This is a genomic window from Caulobacter sp. ALps2 (assembly GCF_058681635.1).
The window spans coordinates 2,507,106-2,521,973 of sequence record NZ_CM178743.1; the positions used below are offsets into that span (position 1 = coordinate 2,507,106).

A 14,868-nucleotide genomic window follows, 5' to 3' on the forward strand; every position below is an offset into this window, starting at 1 on the left:
GAGCAGGGATGACAAGGGTTTGACCTAGTGGGACGCGGCGGCGGTCTCCGACGCCCGCTCCCGCGCCGTCAGCCAGTACATCACCGGCGTCGCCACGCGGCTCAGCAGGGTGCTCGTGATCAGCCCGCCAATGATCGCGATGGCCAGGGGCGAGTAGAGGCCCGAGTGCTCGAGCGCCAAGGGCAGCAAGCCGCCGATCGCGGTCACCGAGGTCAGCAGCACGGGCAGGAAGCGCACCTCGCCGGCCTTCTCGATGGCGTCGTGCAGGTTCATGCCCTCGTGACGCAGCTGTTCGGTGAAGTCGACCAGCAGGATCGAGTTCTTGATCTCGATGCCGATCAGCGCGACCACGCCGATCGTCGCCGTGAACGACAGCGAGTTGCCGGTCAGCGCCAGGGCCAGCACCGCGCCGAACACCCCGAACGGGATGATGCCCGCCACGACGAGCGCGGTCTTGAACTTCTGGAACTCCAGGACCAGCACGGCCAGGATCCCGAACACCGCCACCAGCACCGCCGCGCCCAGGCCCGCGAAGCTCTCCGACGCGGCCTCGGCCTCGCCGCCCAGCGACAGGCGGTACCCCGGCGGCAGAGGCAGGTCCTTCTCCAGCCTCGCGACGGCGTCTTGTGTCACGCTCGAGGCCAGGAAGCCGGTGCGGACGTACGCACTGATGGTCACGGTTCGCTCGCGGTCGAAGCGGTCGATGCGCGAGGGGCTGGACTTGAGCTTCGGCGTGGCGATGGCGTCCAGCGGCGCGGCCAGGCCGTCGGCGGTCGGGACATAGACGCCCTTCAGCGCCGACAGCGGGTTGCGGGCCGCGCCGTCGACCTGAGCCGTCGGCAGCCGCACCTTGACCGCGTAGTCGTCGCCGTCCGGGTCGCGGAAGCGGGCGGCCTCCTCGCCGGACAGGGCCAGGCGGGCGATGCGGCGCGGGGCGCCGGCCGGCACGCCCAGGGCGGCGGCCTTGGCTTCGTCGACGCCAAGGTCCAGATCGGTGCGGTCCAGGCGTACGGGGTTGGTGACGTCGCGCGCGCCCGGCGTGGCCTTCAGGATCGCCTCCGCCCGGGCCGATAGAGCTTTGAGAACGTCCAGGTTCTGGCCGGTCAGGCGCACGGCCACCGGCGCATCGATCGGCGGGCCGTTCTCGAAGGTCAGGACGCTGATCCGCGCGCCGGGATAGGTGTTGAAGTCCTTGCGCAGCCGATCCAGCACCAACTCACTCTTGCCCGGCTCCCAGCGTTTGAGGCTGACGAACACCTCGGCGAAGGTCGTGGCGCTCTCACGCTGGTTGCGGTTGTAGAAGATCTGCGGATTGCCACGCCCCAGGTTGGCGGCCTCCCACACCACCTCCGGCTCGGCCAGCACGCGCTTTTCCACGTAGCGCAGCGCCTGGTCGGTGCGGGCCAGGGATGAGCCGTCGGGCGTCTCGATGCGGATCAGGAACTGCGGGGTCTCGGCCTGGGGAAACAGCGACGAGCCGATCAGTTTCACCAGCGGCAAAGTGGTCAGGCAGATGGTCAGCAGGATGGCCAGGGTCAGCCACGGCCGCGCCAGGGCCCGGTGCAGCACGGGACGGTAGAAGCGGTGGATGCCGTCATTGACCGCCCGCAGCAGGGCGTTGCCTTCGGGATCCGAGTGCTTGTCCAGCACCCGACTGGCCAGGAACGGGATAATGGTCATCGAGACCAGCAGCGAGGCGGCGATGGTGCACAGCACTGTCACGGGCAGCGACTTGATATAGGCCCCCGAGCCGGCCGGCAGGGCCATCAGCGGCAGGAAGGCCAGCATCAGGGTGGCCGTGCAGCCCAGCACCGCCAGGCTGATCTGACGCGTGCCGTTGATCGCCGCGTCGACCCGGTCCTCGCCCTCGCGCACCCGGCGCGCGATATTCTCGGTGATGACGATGCTGTCGTCGACCAGCAGGCCAAGCGCCAACACGAAGCCGGCGATCGACAACTGGTTCAGGGTGAAACCGAACGCCTGCAGCATGGTCAGGCCGATCAGCAGGCTGAGCGGGATCGAGACCATCACCACGACGCCGGCGCGCGGGCCCAGCGGCAGCAGGGTGATCAGCACCAGAACCAGGGCGATGCCGAAGTCGCGGAAGAGGTTGGTCAGCCGGTGTTTGACGTTCTCGGCCTGGACGAAGCCGCGCTGCAGCTTCACCCCCGCGGGCAGGGTCTTTTCGTAGTCGTTCAGCACCGCCTGCACGGTCTTGGTGATCTTGGCGACGTCCTGGCCGTCCTTCTGGGTCACGGTCAGGAAGATGGCCCGCTTGCCGTTGAACCGTGTCAGGTGCGAGGGCTCGGCCTGCGCCCAGGCCACGCTGGCGACGTCCCGCACGCGAGTGACCTGACCGCCGACCGAGCGCACGGGCGTGTCGGCGATGGTCGCCAGGTCCCGGAAGGCGCCGCCGGACTTGACGTTGAAGCGTCGCTCGCCGGCCTGCACCGCGCCGATCGGCGCCTCGGCCCCGTTGGCGCGCAGGGCGTCGCCGACCGCGGTGACCGGCAGCCGCAGGGCCGACAGGCGGGCCAGATCCAGGGTGACCTGCACCTCGGACGGCGGCGCGCCCCAGTACTTGGCCTCGCGCACGCCCGGCACGCGGTCCAGCCGCTCGCGCAGGCGATCGGCGGTCTTCTCCAGCCGTCGCATCGGCATGATGTCGCTGGTCAGGGCGACCTGGACGATGGCCACTTCCGAGGTCCGCACCCGCTGGATGTCGAGCAAGGTCAGGCCGGCTGGCAGGTTGCCGCGAATGGCGTTCACCTCGCGCACGACCTGATCGTACTTGCGTTCGGCGTCGACATCCCAGGTGAAATGGACACGGACAAGGGCGGCGCCGTCCAGGCTGGTCGACTCGACCTTGTCGATGTTGTCGAGGCCGTCGACGGCGTCCTCGATGGGATCGACGACCAGTTGCTCCATCTCCGACGGCTCGGCGCCGGGCAGCACCGCGCGGATGAAGACGATCGGGGTGGGGAAGTGCGGGTCCTCGGACCTGGGCACGTTCAGGAAGGCGTTGACGCCCAGCATCACCAGCAGGCCGAAGGCGACCAGGGTGAACTGCCAGCGGCGGACGGCGAAGGTCGCGAGATCGAACTTCACGGATCAGCGCCCCACGGGACCGGCGAGTCGGGTCGGATCGACGACCCGCACGGCCTCGCCGTCGGCGACGAAGCCGGCCCCGGCCGTGATCACCTGGGCGCCGTCCGGCAGGCCGGCCACCAGGGCGTCGTCGCCATCGAAGCCGCCGAAGGTCACCGCCGTGCGACGGGCCTTGCCGTTGTCGAAGCGGTAGACGAAGCCGCGCTGTCCGCTGGCTTCCAGCACCGCTTCGGCGGGAATGCGCGTATAGGCCGTCGCGGCGCCGGGCGCGGCCCGGACCTGCAAGGTCGCATGCGCCACCTGGCCGGAGCGTAGATTGGCTGGCGGCGCGGAAAGCTCGATCTCGACGCTGATCGCGCCGGTGCGGGTGTCGGCGGCTTCGCCGACGCGGGTGACGCGAGCGGTGAGGGGCTGACCTCCGAGATCTTCCACCGTCACCTGGGCGGCGTCGCCGACCCGAACGCGAGCGGCCTCGCGGGCGGACAGCGGCAGGCGCAGGACCAGCGGCGAGGTGAGGTCGGCGACCCGCGCCACCACCTGGCCGGCGGCCACGACCTCGCCCGCCTGGGCGCGGCGTTCCAGCACCACGCCCGACACCGGCGAGGCCAGCGTGGCCCAGCGGCGGTCGAAGCGGGCGGCGTCATAGGCGGCCTGGGCGGCCTTCAGGGCGCTGGTTCGGTCGTCGATGCGCTGGCGGCTGACATAGCCCTTCTCGAACAGGGCCTTGTCGCGCTCGACGTCGCGGCGGGCCCGTTCCAGGTCGGCGGCGGTCTGCTGCTGACGGGCGTCGACCCCGGCCGGATCGATCGCGGCGATGGTTTGGCCGGTGCGGACGCTATCGCCGGCCTCGACCCGCATGGCGGTCAGGACGCCGGGGATGCGGAACGACAGCGCCATCTCGCGGCGGCGCTCCAGCGTGCCGGCGCCGGTGACCGAGCCCGAGGCGCCGGGGGCGGCGACCCTCGCGGCCTCGACCGGCGTCGGGGCCACGGGTTCGTCGGCCTTGGGCTTGCCACCACAGCCGGTCAGCACGACCGCCGCAAGCAAGGCTGTCGAAGCGAGCAGGCCGGTCCGCCACATAAGCTGTTCCAAATCGATCGATGATAAGTTATCAGTGATCGATAATGCTTGCTTGTCAAGCTCGGAGACCGGTGGTCAAGGACGTCGGATGCAGACCCGTTCCCCGCGTAAACCCAAGGGCCAGGGCGCCGAGCGCCGCGAGGAGATCCTCGACGCCGCCCAGAGCCTGTTCGCCCAGAAGGGCGTCCACGCCGTCTCGACCCGGCAGATCGCCGCGATCGCCGGCATCTCGCAGCCGGCGCTGTACGCCTATTTCGCCACCAAGGACGACATCGCCGCCGAGCTGTGCGTGCGCGCCTTCGCGATCCTGGGCCAGCGGATGGCGCGGGCGCGGGTCGACTACACGCCGACGCCGGAGAACTTCGAGCGTTGCCTGCGGGTGTATATCGACTTTGGCCTGGACCACCCCGACGCCTACCGGGTGGCTTTCATGCTGGAGAAGAGCGTCGACGGCTCGTTCCTGGAGAAGACCGGCGGAAAGCCGATGGCCGCCGGCAAGGAGGTCTTCCACGTGTTCGTCGAGATGGTGGGCGAGCTGCACGCTGGCGGGCTGATGGCTGGCGACGACGTCATGGCCGCGACCCAGTCGTTGTGGGCCGGCCTGCACGGCCTGGTCTCGCTGTTGATCGCGCGGCCGGAGTTCCCGTGGGTCGATCGGGGGCCGCTGATCGCGACGCATGTGGCCATGCTGCGGCGAGGCGCGTTGAAATAGGGCGTTCGAGCCTCTAGATCAGCGCTCGCATTTCCGAAGGATCCCCCATGGCCACGCTCCTGCCGCTCCAATCGTTCAGCCTGCAGGAAACCGAGGACGGCTACCGTCTGCTGGTCTCGGCCATCGGCGGCGAGTCGCTCTATGTCTCGATCACGCCCGACCAGATGGACGACATCATCGACAGCCTCGAGAACGCCATGGGCGGCGAGGCCGAGGGCGAGACCAACGAGGACGACGTCGAGTTCTAGCCGGAAAGCCGGAAAGCCGGAAAGCCGGAAACGAACGGCCAGCGCTCGCTTCCGGCCCGCCGTCAGACGCCGAGCGTGGCGACGCTGCCGACCAGAATGCCAAGCGTATTGCTTTTGGTCAGGGCCAGCAGGTGGTGCTCGGGCGTCAGGCCAGGCACGCCCAGTTCATGCAGCGGCGAGGCCAGGGCGTGCAAAGCCGCCTCGGTCGGCTGCACCAGCTGGATGGCGTAGAACTTGACCTCCCAACCGGCCTGGACCGGCGGATTGGCCCAGTACGAGTAGGACACGCTGGTCTTGTAGCCGGCCGGGATGGTCAGGATCTGCGAGCCCATCGAGCCGGAGCTCTGCGGGATCGCCGACTGCACCAGCTGGATCACCTTGCCCGCGTCCGGACCCGAGGGGATGGGCGTGCCGGCCGAGAAGCCCAGCTGGCTGCCGGTGCTCAGGTTCTTGAAGCTGATCCCGATCAGGAACTGAGCCAAGCTGCCGGGTTTCAGCGAGGTGGTGTCGATCTGGAAGGTGTTGGTGAAGGTCGGGATGCCGGACTCGACCAGCACCACGTTCCGCCACGCATAGTTAGGATGCTTGCAGATGAAGGCGGCCAGGTCGCTCATCGTGGTGAAGTCGCCGTCATTGGGCACGGGGTTGGGCGTGGTCGGCGTGACCAGCCGCGCGATCAGGCAGCTGTGGATGTTGTTGGTCGGCACGTAGGCGAAGGGCTCGGGCGTGACCGCGATGTCGTTGGTCTTGGCCGCCGACAGGGCGACGGAGTCCTTGCCCGAGCTGGTCTTCATTTGGTTGTTCGCCCACAGGGACGGAAACAGGAACAGGTTCTGCGGGCAGTAGTAGAGGTAGAGCGCGCCGGTCTGGGCGCCGGCCGACAGGTTCTTGGCTCGCGCGTAGAAGTAGTTGGTCTGCTCGAAACTGGTCGACTTGCCCACGTCCGAACCGTAGGTGGCGGCGCCGAAGTCGCCGACCGGATTGGTCGAGACCGCGGGGCCGTTGGGGATGATGTCGGGCGACGATGTCCAATCGCCGCCGGGGTACGGATTAGCGCCCGTGTCACTCAAAGACTTGCGCACGAACATGTCTGTCCACTGAGCCATGATTCCCTCCTGGGATGTCTTTTGTGAAAATACGCTTCATGCGCGTATTTCGACGCAAAATCGCGCATAACGCGTCAGGAGTCCATGTGCAATTATCGGTAGTATTAACTTTATGGCTCTAGCGAGGGTCTAGGCGCGCTGGAGGCCGCCCAATGCGGTAAGGGCGTGGGTCAGAACGGAGCGTTTGGTTGCCGCGCCCAGCGAGATCCGCAGGCCCTCGCCGGTAGCGCCGGCGGCGCGGAAGGCGTCGGCGCCGACCAGCGCCAGGCCGTGGTCTCGCGCGGCCGGGGTCGCAACGGCGCCCGGCAGCCAGACGTGCAAGCTCTCCGCCCCGCCTACGGCCGTCGGCAGTCGCTCGGCCGCGAGGGTTCGGCGGGCGATGGCCTCTTCTCGCACCCCCGCCAGCACCTGGCCGGCGATCCCCTCGCGGATCCAGCTGGTGACCACGGCCGCCATCAGCGGCGCGGGCATCTGGGCGATGGCGTGCAGAGTGGCCGCAAGGCTTTCGCCCCGTCCTGGCGGCGCGACGACATAGGCCAGGCGCAGGCCCGGCGACAGGGTCTTGGCGGTGGTGGCGACGTGGAACACGCCGTCGGGCCACAGCGCGGCCAGGGCGGGCAGGGGCGAGGCCGGCAACAGGCCGTAGGCGTCGTCCTCGACGATCGTGACGCCGGCCGTCCGGGCGATCGCCACGACCGCCTCGCGCCGCGACAGGCTCATGGTCGTCGCCGTCGGGTTCTGGAAGGTCGGGGTGCAGCACAGCAGGCGCGGACGATGCTCGGCGGCCAGTCGCGCCAGGGCCTCGGGTTCCAGCCCCTCGTCGTCCAGCGGGCAGGCTACGACCTCGAGGCCGCGCCGCGCGGCCGTGGCCAACAGGCCGGGATAGGCGAAGGCCTCGGCCAGGATCGTGTCGCCGGGGACCGTCAGGTGATCCAGCAGCGCCGACAGCGCCGTCTGCGCCCCGCTGGCGACGACCACGCGCTCAGGCGCGAGCTCGCCCAAGACCGGAGCGAGCCAGGCCGCGCCGGCGGTCCGCTGGGCCAGGGAGCCCGCGCCAGGGTGGTAGGCCATCAAGGTCGCCGGGTCGGTTCGCGCCAGGATAGCGCCGGTCGTCTCGCGGAGCAGCGCCGCCAGGTTCAAACCCGCCGGCGGGGGCGGCAGGTTCATGGACAAGTCGACCAGACCGGCTTCATCCTCAATCGTCCGTAAGCGGATGAATGTGCCGCGACCGGCCGCACCCTCGATCAGGCCGCGCTCGCGGGCCAGGGCATAGGCGCGGGTGACGGTGGTGAAATCGATGCCGACGATCCGCGCCACCTCGCGCTGGGCCGGCAGTTGGTCGCCGGCCTGCAGTTCGCCCTCGGCCACCGCGGCCTCCAGGGCCTCGGCGATCCGTCGATAGGCGGGGCCGTCCAAGGCGTCGATCCGACGCAACCAGACGGCGGCTGGATTCGGTGATCCCTTAGTTGTCGCCACGCCCTAAAATCCATACATTATGCGAACAATGTATGGATCAATCCTGCGATTGTAGGAAGGGGTCTTCGATGACCGAGCAACAGTTTCCAAATGGGGTCTACGACTCTCCCACGCCCGTGGAGGCCGGCCTGAAGTGTTGCTGCCCGCGCTGCGGCGAGGGCAAGCTCTATAGCGGCTTTCTCAAGCTGGCCCCGTCGTGCGACCGCTGCGGCCTGGACTACGGCTTCGCCGACCCGGCCGACGGCCCGGCCTTCTTCGTGATGAGCGGCGTGGGCATCGTGATCACCGCGGTGTTCGCCTGGGTCGAGATCGCCTACCGCCCGCCGATCTGGGTGCACCTGGTGACGATCTTCCCGGCTCTGATCCTGGGATGCCTGGGGACCCTGCGCCCCGTGAAGAGCTGGCTGGTCGCCGCCCAGTACATCAACAAGGCCGAGGAAGGCCGCTTCGAGAGCCTGGGCCGCCACGACTTCGACTCCAGGAGGCTGTGAGCTCAACTCAGCTCCGTTTCCCCGGCTTTCGCCGGGGAGATCGGATGAGGGGATCACGCTAAACCCCCAGCGATCCCGCCACTTGACGCGTCGCCGCGTTCAGACGGTTCCATACGTTGATCGCCGAGATGCTGATCAAGAGGCCGGCCAGGGCCTTTTCGTCATAGTGGCGAGCCGCTTCGGTCCAGACGTCGTCCGGCACGGGGTCGGCCTTGTCGGCGATGCGGGTGACGGCCTCGGCCAGGGCCAGGGCGGCGCGTTCGGCGTCGGTGAAGTAAGGCGTGTCACGCCAGCCGGCGACGGTGGCCAGGCGCTCTGGGCTCTCGCCCGACTTCGCCGCGGCGCGGGCGTGCATTTCAAGACAGACGCCGCAACCATTGATCTGGCTGACGCGCAGGTGCAGCAGCTCGTGCAGGGTCTCTGGCACGCCCTCGACATGGGCGGACTTGCCGAGCGCCATCATCGCCTTCAGGGCGTCGGGCAACAGGAAGGCGGGCTGGGTCATGCGGGCTTGCATCGAAGTCTCCGTGGGCTTTTGTTTCGTCGAGACGCTCGAGCCGGTCACATCCGGCGATTTCCGTTCGTCGAAGAGGTGACGGAAGCCGACGGAGCGATGTGACCGCCATGACCGGAAAAAATTATCTGGCCGAGACATTCGAAGCCGACCGCGCCCGTCTGCGCGGCGTGGCCTATCGGATGCTCGGCTCGCTGCCCGAGGCCGAGGACGCCGTGCAGGAGGCTTGGCTGCGGCTGTCGCGCGCCGACACCGGCGGCGTCGACAACCTGTCGGCCTGGCTGACCACCGTGACCTCGCGGGTGTGCCTGGACATGCTGCGCGGCAAGAAGTCCCGCCGCGAGGACGCGCTGCTGGAGGGCGGTCCCGAACCCTCGGTCACCGCCGAGGAGGCGATCGAGCGCGAGACCATCCTCGCCGACTCGGTAGGCCTCGCCCTGCTGGTCGTATTGCGGTCCTTGAACCCCGCCGAGCGGATCGCCTTCGTGCTGCACGACCTGTTCGACATGCCGTTCGAGCAGATCGCCCCGATCGTGGACCGCACGCCCGACGCCGCCCGCCAACTGGCCAGCCGGGCCCGTCGCCGAGTGCGCGGCGTTGACGCGCTTGACGCTACCCAAGTCGCCCAGAAGAGCGTGGTCGACGCTTTCCTGACCGCTTCGCGCACGGGGGACATGGCGGGGCTGATGGCGATCCTCGACCCCAACGTCGTGGTCCGCGCCGACATCTTCGCCGGCGGCGGCCAGACCCGCGAACTGCGCGGCGCCGAGAAGGTCGCGGCATTCTACAACGGCCTGGCCCAGACCGCGCGCACCGCCCTGGTCGACGGCGCGATCGGCGCGGTCGTGGCCCCGAACGGCAAGCTGTACGCCGTGCTCGACATCCGGATCGAGAACGGCAAGGTCGTCGAGATCTTCGCCGCTGGAGATCCCGAGCGGCTGGCGGCGGCCGAGGTGTCGGTGGTCTAGATCATTTCAGCAGGGCCTGCCCCCGGCGGCTCAGTTCGTCCTTGATCTTGCCGGCCGCCATGCCCAGCAGGCCGGGCAGGGAAATATCGAGGCGGGCGTGGTCTTCCAGCACCTGGACGACACCGGTGATGGTCGAGCCCATGGCCACGGCCGAGAAGTTCAGCACGTCGCCCGCCCAGCTCTGGGTGAAGCCGTTGGCGTCGCCGCCGGGGATCTGGCCGGCCAGCTGTGAAAGGCCCTGCTCCAGCCGGCGCTTGGCCTCGGCCGCGCCCAGCTGGTGGGGGATGTTGATGCTGACGGTCTTGGCCATGGCAATCCTCGCAGACTTCGCCCCAACGCAACGCGGCCAGGGCTAGCCCGGTTCTATACGTCCGATTCTGGCGCAGTGCACGGCCAAGGTCGTTTTCATCAGATGAGGCCCCCTAAGCCCAGGGATGACGACATGACCGACTTCGCCATGACCCAGCCGTTCACCGCGCCGCGTCGTTTCGTACGCCCTGGCCGTCCGGGCGGATTGCTCGGCGCGATCCACTATGCCGGCGTGCTGCTGGTCTGGGCGGCGCTGTTCGTCGTCGACCGTCCGCTGGCGTTGAAGGTGATGGCCGAGCGCCGCGCCGACTCGCCGATCCCCCGTCACTGGGGCTGGTGATTTTCGGGGGCTGGTAGGACATCGCGAAACGCGGCATCCCTGCGGGCATGTCGATCGTCGTTTCCGTCCGCCCGGTCTCGCATCCGCTGAAGGCCCCGTTTCGCATCTCGCGCGGGGTCAAGACCGCTGCCGACGTGGTCGAGGTGATTGCCTCTGTTGATGGCCATGTCGGGCGCGGCGAGAGCGTGCCCTACGGTCGCTACGACGAGACGGTGGAGAGCGTGCTGGCGCAGCTCGCGCCGGCCCTGGCGTCGACTGATGCGGAAGCCGCCTGCGCCGCCCTGCCACCCGGCGCGGCCCGCAACGCCCTCGACCTGGCCCTCTGGGACCTACGCGCCAAGCGCACCGGCGTCAGTGTCGCGCAGGCGACGGGTTTGACGGTCCCAACCGACCTCGTCACCGCCGTCACGGTCAGCCTCGATACGCCCGAGAAGATGGCCGAGGCCGCCCGCGCCGTCGCCGACGCGCCGCTGATCAAGATCAAGCTCTCGGCCGACGACCCCGCCGCCCGCCTGCGCGCCGTCGCGGCCGCCGCGCCCAATTCGCGGTTCATCGTCGACCCCAACGAGGGCTGGACCTTCGACATCCTGCGGGACCTGAAACCTCTGCTCGCCGACCTGCCGATCGCCCTGGTCGAGCAGCCGCTGCCCGCCGACGCCGACCAGGCGCTGGACGGCTGGGACCCGCCGTTCACGGTGTGCGCCGACGAGTCCGTCCATGTCGGCGGCGACTTGGCGAAGCTGCGGGGGCGCTACCAGGCGGTAAACCTCAAGCTCGACAAGACCGGCGGCCTGACCGAGGCCGTGGCGATGCTGAAGGCGGCGCGGGCGTTGGGGTTCCAGGTGATGACGGGCTGCATGGTGGCCTCGTCCCTGGGCGTCGCGCCGGCTCTGCATCTGGGCGGGGCGAGTGACTTCGCGGATCTGGACGGACCGTGGTGGCTGGCGGTGGACCATCCGGGTGGGTTGCGGGTCGAGCGCGGGCGGATCAAGCCGCCGGCGGCGGGGTTCTGGGGGGATGCGGTCGAGGCCGGGGGGCTTTGGCTTTGACGGCCTAATGCTCTCCTCCCCCGTTGGGGGAGGTGGCCCAGCGGGCCGGAGGGGGCAGCTTGGCTTAGGCCGGCGACGCCCCCTCAGTCGCTCCGCGACAGCTCCCCCAACGGGGGAGCAGATATCCATGTGTTATCGACGCTGACCCCGCCCCCACAGGCCCCACACCGCGCCACCGGCTCCAGTCGCGCCCCGCAGCTGTGCGTCAGAATTTCAGGACTCCCCTCGTTTCCCGCCAACCACCGATCGCCCCACGCCATCAACGCCGCGATCAACGGAAACAGGTCCCGCCCCTCTTGGGTCAGCCGATACTCCCACCGTTCCGGCCGTTCCTGGTACCGCACGCGCTCCAGCATGCCTCGCGCCACCAGCCGTTCCAGACGGTCGGTCAGGATATTGCTGGCGACCTTCAGTTCGGCCTGGAAATCCTTGAACCGGCGCAGGCCGTAAAAGGCCGCGGCGATCAAGTGGGCGGTCCAGCGGTCGCCCAGCACTTCGACGCCGCGCTCCAGCATCGGATGCAGGGCGGGGCCGCCGACGTCGTCGTGGCTGGCGCGGCGCGAGTGGCGGGCCGGCGGCGCGGGCTCCAGCCCCGCGCCGGGGCCGGGCGACAGGGTGACGTCGCGCACCTTCACCGCCTCGCCGCAGGCCTTGCAGGCCAGGACGGGTTTCAGCGGCTGGCCGCAGGGTTCGTGGACGATCTGGTGCGACGGGCAGTCGGGATCGAAGCGCCAGCGCATCTCCCAGCCCAGCAGCATCAGCGCCGAGTCGTAGAGGTCGCGGCCCATGGCCGTCAGCCGGTACTCAAAGCGCGGCGGGCGGTCCTGGTAGAGGCGGCGTTCCAGCACGCCGCCGGCCTCCAGGCGCTTGAGGCGGTCGGTCAGCAGCGAGCGGGCGACACCGGTCATGGCCACGAAGCCATCGAAGCGTTTCACGCCCATGAAGGCGGCGTACAGCACCAGCAGGGTCCAACGGTCGCCGATCAGGTTCAGCGCGCGGGCGGCTGAACTGCGACGAACCAGAGCAGGGGCCTTCTGAGCGACCATGCGGCTTGGTGGGCCGCTTCGGCGCGGCGAGTCAACGCCGGTTCAAACCATTGTTCGCCTAAGTCGTGGACTCAACAAAGGTCGCTTGTATAATCGAACTAACTGGAGGGAGGTCCGGGCATGGTCTATGTGCTGGGCGGTTGGCAGAGCGACTTCGCCGCCAACTGGAGCCGCGAGGGACGCGAACTGGCCGACGCCTTCGCCCAGGTCGTGGGCGAGGGGTTGGCGGCCGTCGATCTGGATCCCGACGACGTCGAGACAGGCCATGTCGGCAACTTCGCCGCCGAGCTGTTCGCGGGGCAGGGCCTGCTGGGCGGCATGTTCGGCCTGGTCCATCCGGCCTTCGATGGCCTGCCGACCGCGCGCCACGAGGCGGCCTGCGCTTCGGGCAGCGTCGCCATCCTGGCCGCGACGGCCGAGATCGAAGCCGGGCGCTACGACCTGGCCTGCGTCGTCGGCATCGAGCAGATGCGCAACGTCCCTGGCCAGATGGCGGCCGAGAACCTAGGAGCCGCCGCCTGGGCCGGTCATGAATTCCAGGATGCTCGCTTCCTGTGGCCGCGCGCCTTCTCCGATCTCGCCGACGAGTATGACCGCCGTTACGGGCTGCGTTACGAGCACCTGATGGGCATCGCCGAGATCAATTTCGCCAACGGCAAACGCAATCCCAACGCCCAGACGCGCGGCTGGAACTTCGGACCCGAGGCCTTCACCGCGGATGAGGTCGCCAATCCGGTGGTCGAGGGCCGCACGCGCAAGCAGGACTGCGGCCAGGTCACCGACGGCTCGGCCGTGGTGTTCCTGGCGTCGGAGCGGCGCGCGCGGGACTACGCCGACCAGCGCGGGATCGCGCTGGAGAGCATTCCCCGGATCAAGGGCTGGGGTCATCGCTCGGCGCCGCTCAGCTATGCTCGCAAGGTCGAGGCCAGCCGCGACGCCGAATACATTTTCCCGCAGGTGCGCGGGGCCATCCTGGACGCCCGCGTCCGGGCCGGCATCGCGCCGGACGTCTCTGGCGTCGACGCGGTCGAGACCCATGACTGCTTCACCGCCACCGAGTATATGGCGATCGACCACCTGGGCCTGACCGCGCCGGGCGAGAGCTGGAAAGCGGTCGAGAACGGCGACATCGCGATCGGCGGCAAGCTGCCGATCAATCCCTCGGGCGGGTTGATCGGAACTGGCCACCCGGTCGGGGCCACCGGCGTCCGGATGTTGCTGGACGCGTGGAAGCAGACCTCGGGACGGGCCGGGGACTACCAGGTCGAGGGCGCCAGGACGGTGCAGACTCTGAACATCGGCGGTTCGACCACGACGACGGTGAGTTTCGTCGTGGGGACTTAGGGGACCCGCACGGTTCAGGCTCTCCTCCCCCTCTGGGGAGGTGTCGCGGAGCGACGGAGGGGGCTTCTCCGCCTAGGCCGCGCTGCCCCCTCCGGCCCTCCGGGCCACCTCCCCCAACGGGGGAGGAGAAAGACACTACGATCAAGGTTTTGCCCATGCCTCCGCTGCTCACCCTCCTCGCCGTCAACGCCGCCGTGTCGGCCGTCGCGTTCCTGCTTCTGTGGATCGTCAGTCTACGGATCAAGGACGTCAGCTTCATCGACGCCTGGTGGGGCCCGAGCATGGCGCTGCTGGCCTGGAGCGCCCTGCTGCAGCGTCCGCCAACCCCGCACGGCCTGCTGCTGACCGCCCTCTGCACCCTTTGGGCGGCGCGGCTGGGCGGGTATCTGTTCTGGCGCTGGCGCAAGCATGGGGCGGATCGGCGCTATGTCTCGATGATCGCCCATGCCGAAAAGCATCGCGGCTGGGGCTTCGCCAAGACCGCGCTGCTGCTGGTGTTCTCGCTGCAATACGCCCTGAGCTTCCTGGTGGCCCTGCCCGTGCAGCTGGGTCATCAGTCCGGACCGCTGGGACCGATGGCCTTCGCGGGCGCGGCCTTGGCCGTGGTCGGCATCCTGTTCGAGACGATCGGCGACTGGCAGCTGACCCGCTTCAAGGCCGATCCCGGCAACGCCGGCCAGGTCATGGACAAGGGCCTTTGGCGCTATACCCGCCACCCGAACTATTTCGGCGACGCCTGCGTGTGGTGGGGGCTGTACCTGATCGCCGCCGAGACGGGGGTGGGCGCGTGGAGCCTGCCGGGACCGGTGCTGATCACCTTCCTGCTGACCCGGTGGAGCGGCGTGCCGACGACCGAGGGGCGGATGCGCAAGAGCAAGCCGGGCTATGCGGAGTACGTGGCGCGGACCAGTGGGTTCCTGCCGTGGTTTCCGAAGAAGGTTTGAGGGGGCGCAATCCAAGCCAATCAAACCCGTCATCCCGCGCTTTATGCGCGGGACCCATTTATCCGCCGCAGGTGCGGAGCGAAATGAGGCTCTCACGTAGAAGGTGAACGATGGGTCCCGCGCATAAAGCGCG

15 protein-coding genes are annotated in these 14,868 nt (G+C 69.0%); 8 read left to right on the top strand and 7 right to left on the bottom strand.

The genetic code is table 11. The features are described from left to right. Positions 1-24: 24 nt before the first annotated feature. A complete protein-coding gene (locus ACW173_RS11960; protein ID WP_492085623.1) occupies positions 25-3,108 on the bottom strand; it encodes an efflux RND transporter permease subunit in 3,084 nt (1,027 codons plus the stop codon). A gap of 3 nt (positions 3,109-3,111) precedes the next feature. Further along, a complete protein-coding gene (locus tag ACW173_RS11965) occupies positions 3,112-4,200 on the bottom strand; it encodes an efflux RND transporter periplasmic adaptor subunit (RefSeq protein ID WP_492085625.1) in 1,089 nt (362 codons plus the stop codon). 76 nt (positions 4,201-4,276) lie between these two features. Here ACW173_RS11965 and ACW173_RS11970 point away from each other — a divergent pair, with 76 nt between their 5' ends. Together ACW173_RS11970 and ACW173_RS11975 are read left to right on the top strand one after the other, a co-directional pair. Beyond that, a complete protein-coding gene (locus ACW173_RS11970) occupies positions 4,277-4,900 on the top strand; it encodes a TetR/AcrR family transcriptional regulator (RefSeq protein WP_492085626.1) in 624 nt (207 codons plus the stop codon). 47 nt (positions 4,901-4,947) lie between these two features. Beyond that, a complete protein-coding gene (locus ACW173_RS11975) occupies positions 4,948-5,148 on the top strand; it encodes a hypothetical protein (protein WP_492085627.1) in 201 nt (66 codons plus the stop codon). 62 nt (positions 5,149-5,210) lie between these two features. On the opposite strand, the gene ACW173_RS11980 is transcribed toward ACW173_RS11975, so the two are convergent. Continuing rightward, the gene (locus ACW173_RS11980) at positions 5,211-6,254 is read right to left on the bottom strand and encodes a hypothetical protein (protein WP_492085629.1); all 1,044 of its coding nucleotides are present in this window, start codon (positions 6,252-6,254) and stop codon (positions 5,211-5,213) included. A 129-nt stretch (positions 6,255-6,383) separates the two neighbouring features. Further along, entirely contained in the window at positions 6,384-7,730 is a 1,347-nt protein-coding gene (locus ACW173_RS11985) for an aminotransferase-like domain-containing protein (RefSeq protein WP_492085630.1), read from the bottom strand. A gap of 68 nt (positions 7,731-7,798) precedes the next feature. On the opposite strand from ACW173_RS11985, the gene ACW173_RS11990 reads away from it, so the two are divergent. Further along, entirely contained in the window at positions 7,799-8,221 is a 423-nt protein-coding gene (locus tag ACW173_RS11990; RefSeq protein WP_492085631.1) for a DUF983 domain-containing protein, read from the top strand. 58 nt (positions 8,222-8,279) lie between these two features. Here the strand turns inward: ACW173_RS11990 and ACW173_RS11995 are convergent, their stop codons facing one another. Next, the gene (locus ACW173_RS11995) at positions 8,280-8,738 is read right to left on the bottom strand and encodes a carboxymuconolactone decarboxylase family protein (RefSeq protein ID WP_492085633.1); all 459 of its coding nucleotides are present in this window, start codon (positions 8,736-8,738) and stop codon (positions 8,280-8,282) included. Positions 8,739-8,845: 107 nt separating this feature from the next. On the opposite strand from ACW173_RS11995, the gene ACW173_RS12000 reads away from it, so the two are divergent. Continuing rightward, a complete protein-coding gene (locus ACW173_RS12000; RefSeq protein WP_492085634.1) occupies positions 8,846-9,703 on the top strand; it encodes a sigma-70 family RNA polymerase sigma factor in 858 nt (285 codons plus the stop codon). A gap of 1 nt (position 9,704) precedes the next feature. On the opposite strand, the gene ACW173_RS12005 is transcribed toward ACW173_RS12000, so the two are convergent. Continuing rightward, positions 9,705-10,013 carry a polyhydroxyalkanoic acid system family protein gene (locus ACW173_RS12005; RefSeq protein WP_492085636.1) on the bottom strand — a complete coding sequence of 103 codons (309 nt, stop codon included), beginning with the start codon at positions 10,011-10,013 and terminating at the stop codon, positions 9,705-9,707. A gap of 132 nt (positions 10,014-10,145) precedes the next feature. Here ACW173_RS12005 and didA point away from each other — a divergent pair, with 132 nt between their 5' ends. Beyond that, complete coding sequence (gene didA / locus ACW173_RS12010) at positions 10,146-10,352, top strand: DNA damage-induced SOS-independent cell division inhibitor A (protein WP_492085638.1); 207 nt, start codon at positions 10,146-10,148, stop codon at positions 10,350-10,352. Between the two features lie 47 nt (positions 10,353-10,399). Then, positions 10,400-11,401 (top strand): N-acetyl-D-Glu racemase DgcA, encoded by a 1,002-nt coding sequence (gene dgcA, locus ACW173_RS12015; RefSeq protein WP_492085640.1) that lies wholly within the window; start codon positions 10,400-10,402, stop codon positions 11,399-11,401. Between the two features lie 83 nt (positions 11,402-11,484). On the opposite strand, the gene ACW173_RS12020 is transcribed toward dgcA, so the two are convergent. Beyond that, entirely contained in the window at positions 11,485-12,447 is a 963-nt protein-coding gene (locus ACW173_RS12020) for a winged helix-turn-helix transcriptional regulator (RefSeq protein WP_492085641.1), read from the bottom strand. A 120-nt stretch (positions 12,448-12,567) separates the two neighbouring features. Between ACW173_RS12020 and ACW173_RS12025 the strand changes: the two genes are divergently transcribed. After that, the gene (locus tag ACW173_RS12025) at positions 12,568-13,791 is read left to right on the top strand and encodes an acetyl-CoA acetyltransferase (RefSeq protein ID WP_492085643.1); all 1,224 of its coding nucleotides are present in this window, start codon (positions 12,568-12,570) and stop codon (positions 13,789-13,791) included. A 155-nt stretch (positions 13,792-13,946) separates the two neighbouring features. Beyond that, positions 13,947-14,735, top strand: coding sequence for a DUF1295 domain-containing protein (locus tag ACW173_RS12030; protein WP_492085645.1), 789 nt, complete (start codon positions 13,947-13,949; stop codon positions 14,733-14,735). Positions 14,736-14,868: the final 133 nt, after the last annotated feature.

Excerpts from the sequence above, each read along its gene's own strand:
- dgcA (WP_492085640.1), top strand. The coding sequence starts at position 10,400 with ATGTCGATCGTCGTTTCCGTCCGCCCGGTCTCGCATCCGCTGAAGGCC.
- didA (WP_492085638.1), top strand. The coding sequence starts at position 10,146 with ATGACCGACTTCGCCATGACCCAGCCGTTCACCGCGCCGCGTCGTTTC.
- ACW173_RS12000 (WP_492085634.1), top strand. The coding sequence starts at position 8,846 with ATGACCGGAAAAAATTATCTGGCCGAGACATTCGAAGCCGACCGCGCC.
- ACW173_RS11980 (WP_492085629.1), bottom strand. The coding sequence starts at position 6,254 with ATGGCTCAGTGGACAGACATGTTCGTGCGCAAGTCTTTGAGTGACACG.
- ACW173_RS11975 (WP_492085627.1), top strand. The coding sequence starts at position 4,948 with ATGGCCACGCTCCTGCCGCTCCAATCGTTCAGCCTGCAGGAAACCGAG.
- ACW173_RS12025 (WP_492085643.1), top strand. The coding sequence starts at position 12,568 with ATGGTCTATGTGCTGGGCGGTTGGCAGAGCGACTTCGCCGCCAACTGG.
- ACW173_RS11995 (WP_492085633.1), bottom strand. The coding sequence starts at position 8,738 with ATGCAAGCCCGCATGACCCAGCCCGCCTTCCTGTTGCCCGACGCCCTG.
- ACW173_RS12020 (WP_492085641.1), bottom strand. The coding sequence starts at position 12,447 with ATGGTCGCTCAGAAGGCCCCTGCTCTGGTTCGTCGCAGTTCAGCCGCC.
- ACW173_RS12030 (WP_492085645.1), top strand. The coding sequence starts at position 13,947 with ATGCCTCCGCTGCTCACCCTCCTCGCCGTCAACGCCGCCGTGTCGGCC.
- ACW173_RS11990 (WP_492085631.1), top strand. The coding sequence starts at position 7,799 with ATGACCGAGCAACAGTTTCCAAATGGGGTCTACGACTCTCCCACGCCC.
- ACW173_RS12005 (WP_492085636.1), bottom strand. The coding sequence starts at position 10,013 with ATGGCCAAGACCGTCAGCATCAACATCCCCCACCAGCTGGGCGCGGCC.
- ACW173_RS11970 (WP_492085626.1), top strand. The coding sequence starts at position 4,277 with ATGCAGACCCGTTCCCCGCGTAAACCCAAGGGCCAGGGCGCCGAGCGC.